Source organism: Polaribacter sp. (assembly GCF_965656025.1).
In the GTDB taxonomy this organism is placed as follows: Bacteria; Bacteroidota; Bacteroidia; order Flavobacteriales; family Flavobacteriaceae; genus Polaribacter.
The window spans coordinates 5,531-8,472 of sequence record NZ_CBFHJT010000073.1; the positions used below are offsets into that span (position 1 = coordinate 5,531).

Below are 2,942 nucleotides of genomic sequence, written 5' to 3' on the forward strand. Positions count from 1 at the left end.
GGTCACTATCAGTAGCTGCGTAAGATGGAGCACTATAGTTAAAAGAAGCATCGTCTAATGCTTGAGGTGTAATAGTAACTGTTCCACATTGGCCAGGAGTTACACATCCTCCTTCTCCTCTTACATAATAGGTTGTTGTAGATGATATGGTTCCTGGAATTGTGAAAGTATTTGTAGTTGTTGTGCCAATTTCTGTCCCTCCACAAGAGCCTGTATAAACATGCCATGCAGTAGCATCATTTAATGCACCTAAAATATTTAGTGAAGCTGTACCCCCTGAACACACAGTAGCTGGCGAACTTATTACTGATGGATAATCTGGGGCTGTACATGTATTAAATGTAATATCATCCAACCCAAAATAATCAGGGCCTTTAGAAGAAGTGATTACAAAAGAGGTGACATTCGTCCAGTTTAATGCAACTGATACTCCAAAAGCGCCAATCTGTTGATTTACAGGAGAGTTATTTCCTCCATTAGGTGTAAAAGTCCAAGTAGCATTATCGTTACTCTGGTCAGCGTCAAGAACATATACAGATGTTATATTTATAGCTTGGCTAAAAGACACAGTCATTGAAGATCCAGGTGTAGCAATATAAAGAACTTTACCTGAACTACCAGCATAACCACCAAGATCTGAACGCACAACGTTTGTTGTACTAGTAACTGTAGCAGTGATACCATTAACTTCTTGGTAAGCATCACCATTAATTATGGTTCCACTTTCCCAGTCAAAAACTGTTTGGGCACGTAATTGTTGAGCAGAAAAACATACCATTAATCCGATCAATAAAAAAGTAATTTTTTTCATAAAAAATTTCATTAAAGTTTAATTATTATATATGAGTTAAAACTTTGAGACATAGCTATCCTATAGATTTTATAGAATATTAAAGTTATGTCTCTGTACGTGGGAGTTTGTACTTAAGAAATTAGATTAAAAGAGAGTTGTAATATTAGTTTTTAACTAATTTCGGTCGCGAAGATATATTTTTTTTTAAAAAAAATAATAAAAAATATTTTTTTTTCAAATAAAGTTAAAAAGATGCATTTTAGTTTCTGTTTATTCTATAAAGTATTATAAGATAAAAACGCTCCAAAAATTGGAGCGTTTAAAACATAAAATTGAATTAATATCCTGCTCCAGGAGCTTCAGGGCTTTGCGCCTGTGCTTTTTGAGGATTTAATATTAGATAGGTTCCTAAAGCAGTTAATGCTGCATATTTACCGTAATTACCTATTTTTTTAATGGCATCTTTACGAGTAAATGGCTTAAAAGATTAAATAAAAAGACCGATACAAAAAAGTATCGGTCTTTAATAATTATTATTCCCCCAAATAAATAATTATATTTTCTAAAATCCAGTTCCAGGAGCTTCAGGGCTTTGCGCCTGTGCTTTTTGAGGATTTAATATTAGATAGGTTCCTAAAGCAGTTAATGCTGCATATTTACCGTAATTTCCTATTTTTTTTATAGCATCCTTACGAGTAATTTCTTGCTGGTTGTTGTCAATATTTTTTTTCATGATGTTTTGTTTTTTAAAAATTACTGTAATTATTCTAAAATTATTTTCTTACTTAATGTTCCTGCTTCATTTTCTAATTTTACAATATAAATACCAGAAGCTAGATTTGGCAAAGTAATATTTTCAGGTCCATCAGCTACAAAAGATTTAGCGAGTACTTGTTTTCCAAGAATAGTAAAAATTTTAACTGTTGCTGCTCCATTTTGTAAACCAGCAATTTTTAGGTTAGCAGCATCTGTTTTAAAGATACTTACAGTATTTAAAATTTCTGAAGGTGTACTTAACGCTTTAGAAGCAGTATGTAAATAAAAACGACCTATGCCATCTAATTTTTCAGTAAGCGTTACTTTGTAATTAACGTTTTCTTCGTTTAATTTTGTAAATGTATTATTTTGTCTGTCTTCTAAATACACATTTAATCCACTAGGAATATGTAAAGCTTCTGCAGTAAATGTTATTTCTTTGTCAGCATCTGCAATTAAACCAATAGGAATTACCATACTTTCGAAATCTTGATTTGGTAAAGATTGAGATTGGTATTTTTTTCCATCACTTTCTACTAAATCAGAATAGATGGCAAAGGAGTGAGTAACACCACCAAATAATTGACCGTCATAACCGGCATCATATCCTTTTGTAGTTCCATTAATATATAATACTCTTGCAGAGGCCTTTTTACTACCCTCACTAACTAATAGTTGTATTTCAGGTCTTTGATTAGAAGATTTTCCAAAAGTGTCTGTTGTATTATGACCAACTCTTGTGTAATTAAACTCAAAATCAAAATTTGCAACAGGTCTTACAAAGAAACCTTGTCCGGGAGCAATTTCAAAACTACCATCTGAACCTGAAGATCTTGTTATATAAGAGCTACCATTCCAGAAAAACAAATCTGTTCCAAGTACATCTAATGCAAGATTATCAGTAAAAATATCATCTATACTAATGTAAGCTAAAAAAGGATTTGCAATTAAATGATATGTACCATTATTGATATTGGTAGATATATCTACTTGAGAATTATTAATACCAGTTCCTGTAAATGATACATCACCATTTCCAGAGCGAATGATACCATACCCTTTTCCATTTGTAAATGTGCCATTATTTGTATTATTGGTTTGCAAATAGGTCCAAGGTCCTGTAGTTGCATCATTTTGTTGAAAGTTAAAAGTACTTACTCCATAATTACTAGTGTTTTCACTACCTGTTGCTATTGAGTTTGCAGCAGCCCAAGTGTTATCATAAGTTTCACCAACAACTGGAGCTCCCATCATATACCAACGACTTCCTGTTAAAGACCTGTTGTAGGTTGCAGAGGTAGTTGTAGTAAAAGTACTATTTGCTATTATGCTAGCACCAGATGCTACATTTAAAGAGTTTATAGTTACTGCATTCGTTGCTGTAGGATAATTT

Annotated in this window: 2 protein-coding genes and 1 pseudogene; all 3 read right to left on the bottom strand. The window is 32.4% G+C overall.

The features are described 5' to 3' along the window. A pseudogene (locus ACTG3S_RS12305) lies at positions 1 to 811 on the bottom strand (hypothetical protein); the annotation flags it as partial. Positions 812 to 1,355: 544 nt separating this feature from the next. Next, positions 1,356 to 1,526, bottom strand: a complete 171-nt coding sequence (locus ACTG3S_RS12310; RefSeq protein WP_439129647.1) for a hypothetical protein — start codon at positions 1,524 to 1,526, stop codon at positions 1,356 to 1,358. Positions 1,527 to 1,555: 29 nt separating this feature from the next. Continuing rightward, positions 1,556 to 2,942 (bottom strand): T9SS type A sorting domain-containing protein (locus ACTG3S_RS12315; protein WP_439129648.1); only part of this gene is annotated, 1,387 nt, incomplete at its 5' end.

What these genes read in the sequence shown, in the direction of transcription:
- ACTG3S_RS12310 (WP_439129647.1), bottom strand. Translation starts at nt 1,526, where the DNA reads ATGAAAAAAAATATTGACAACAACCAGCAAGAAATTACTCGTAAGGAT.